This is a genomic window from Microbacterium sp. Bi128 (assembly GCF_918698205.1).
The window spans coordinates 1-2,330 of the sequence record NZ_CAKKMM010000789.1; the positions used below are offsets into that span (position 1 = coordinate 1).

General features: G+C 70.0%; 3 protein-coding genes. 2 read left to right on the top strand and 1 reads right to left on the bottom strand.

Annotated features, from left to right (window positions below; translation table 11 throughout):
• Positions 1-650 (bottom strand): SDR family oxidoreductase (locus tag LQV45_RS26265; RefSeq protein WP_230009623.1); only part of this gene is annotated, 650 nt, incomplete at its 3' end.
• 49 nt (positions 651-699) lie between these two features.
• Between LQV45_RS26265 and LQV45_RS26270 the strand changes: the two genes are divergently transcribed.
• Positions 700-1,281 carry a TetR family transcriptional regulator gene (locus LQV45_RS26270; protein ID WP_230009625.1) on the top strand — a complete coding sequence of 194 codons (582 nt, stop codon included), beginning with the start codon at positions 700-702 and terminating at the stop codon, positions 1,279-1,281.
• A 244-nt stretch (positions 1,282-1,525) separates the two neighbouring features.
• Positions 1,526-2,330: DUF222 domain-containing protein (locus LQV45_RS26275; protein ID WP_230009627.1), on the top strand; the 805-nt coding region annotated here is incomplete at its 3' end.

Consider the following 2,330-nt stretch of genomic DNA (forward strand, 5'->3'; position numbering starts at 1 on the left):
GCGACGACGTCGTCCGGGGTGCGGGGGGTGGCTCCGGCCGTCGCGTCGTCGGTGCCCACGACGGTATTGAATTCCGTGCTCGTGGCACCCGGCGACAGGGCGAAGACGGTCACCCCGGTGTCCCGAAGTTCGGCCCACAGGGATTCGGTGAAGCTGAGTACGAAGGCCTTCGCCGCGCCGTAGACCGCCATGCGCGGAGTCGGCGTGTACGCGGCCATGCTGGCCACGTTGATGAGGAACCCCTTTCCCGAGGCGAGGAGATCGGGCAGAAAGGCGAACGTCAGTTGCACCGGAGTGACGACGTCGACGGCGATCTCCTGTTCCAGGAGTGTGGGGTCTTCGTCGATGAACGGTCCGAAGGTTCCGAAGCCGGCGTTGTTGATCACGCTGGTGACGGTGACTCCGAGCGCGTCCACGCGCGCCTTGAGATCCGCGCCTGCGGTGGGCGAGGACAGGTCTGCCGCCAGGACGTCGACGGTGACGCCGTGGTCGCGGCGCAGCTCGTCGGCGAGGGTGTCCAGGCGGTCTTGCCGGCGTGCGACGAGCACGAGGGAGGCCCCGCGGGCGGCGAGGGCGCGGGCGAACTGCATCCCGATACCGGCGCTGGCGCCCGTGAGGAGAACGGTCTGAGAGGAATAGGAGTAGGGCATACCTGGCACAGTAGGCTACTTGCGCCTCAGTGCCAAGTAAGATGGATTCATGGCCAAGACCACCGCATGGGACCGACAGCGCGAAGCCGTCCGCGAGGAGATCACGCAGACAGCGCTCGACCTGTTCCTCCGCCAGGGCTTCGACGCGACGACCATCGACCAGATCCTCGAGCGGGTGGGCGTGTCCCGGCGATCGTTCTTCCGCTATTTCGGGACGAAGGAAGATGTGGTCCTGGGCGACCTCGTGAGCCGCGGCGCCTCGATCGCCGAGGCGCTCTCCCGGCGTCCGCCCGGGGAAGACCCGTGGGATGCCATCCGCGCGGCATTCCACGAGGCCGACGAGATCTCGGCGTTCGGGAAACAGCAGACCCTCGCACTGGGCCGGATGCTCTTCGACACTCCGTCGCTGCTCGCCCGCCATCTGGAGAAGCGCCTGCGGTGGCAGGAGATGTTCGTGCCCCTGATCGCCGAGCGACTGCCCGCGGAGGGCGACCCCGACCTGCAGGCCCACGCGATCGTCGCCTCCGCGCTGTCCTGCCTCGATGCGGCATCCCGGGCCTGGATCCGATCCGACGGCGACGCTGAACTGTCCGATCTGTACGACCAAGCGGTCCAGGCCGTGCGTCGATGACCGCCGCCGCGCGGCCGGGCTCCGGCGCTCAGCGCCCCACTTCGGGGGCGCAGCACACGGCCGCGCCGACGCCCTGTGGAATTCACCCGTCACCCTCGAGGTGGGAAAAGTCCCTGATCAAAGGCGCCTTCTGACGCGAACATCGCGCCGCACCCCTCCTCCACAACGCGCCCGCCGGCCGACCTATCCCCCATTCGCCCGTCGAGCAGGCTCGGGTGTCGGAGGTGCTGGCTAGCATGCATACATGACCTTCGAAACACCTCCGCCACCCCCGGACGACGGGGCCGCTGCCCTCTCGTCGGTGCTGGCCGAGGTGCGAGGAGTCGACGCCGAGGTTGCCTCCGCCGAGGCCCGTCGTACCCGCGCGCTCGCCCGTGCGGGGCATCTCGCCCTCGACGCGACGGCGGGGATGCGGACCTCGTCGAAGGCGGCCGAGATGGCGTTGCGGGAGGTCGCGTCCGAGATCGCTGCCGCGGAGTGCGTGTCGGATCGCAGCGTGCAAGCGCAAATCGGTCGGGCCATGACCCTCGCCGACGGCTTCCCCCTCACTCTCGATGCGTGGGAGGCCGGCGCGTTGTCGCGCGCTCACGTGCAGGTCATCGTGGATGCCGGGACGCCCCTGCCCCTCGAACGTCGTCACGAGTTCGACGTCCTCGCCGTCGCCACCGCCGACGGACTGAGCCCCGGGCGGTTGAAGACGCGTCTCGCCGCGTTGGCGGAGTCGCTGCAGCCGACGACCCTCACCGAACGTCATCGTCAGGGTCGAGAGACCCGATGCGTCCGCGTCGTCGCCGGCGAGAACGGCATGTCCGATCTGATTGCGACGCTGCCGACCGTGCTCGCGGTGGGGATCTACGACCGGCTCGCGCAGCAGAGCGCGGCGCTGATCGATGCGCGCGCAGAGGCTTACCGCGGCCGCGCGAGCGACGGCGCGGCACCCGGCGAGAGCGACGGCGCGGTGACCGGCGGGAGCGACGGCTCGGCGAGCAGCGGCTCGGTGAGCGGCGGCGGTGACGGCTCGGTGAGCGGCGGAGGTGACGGCTCGGCGA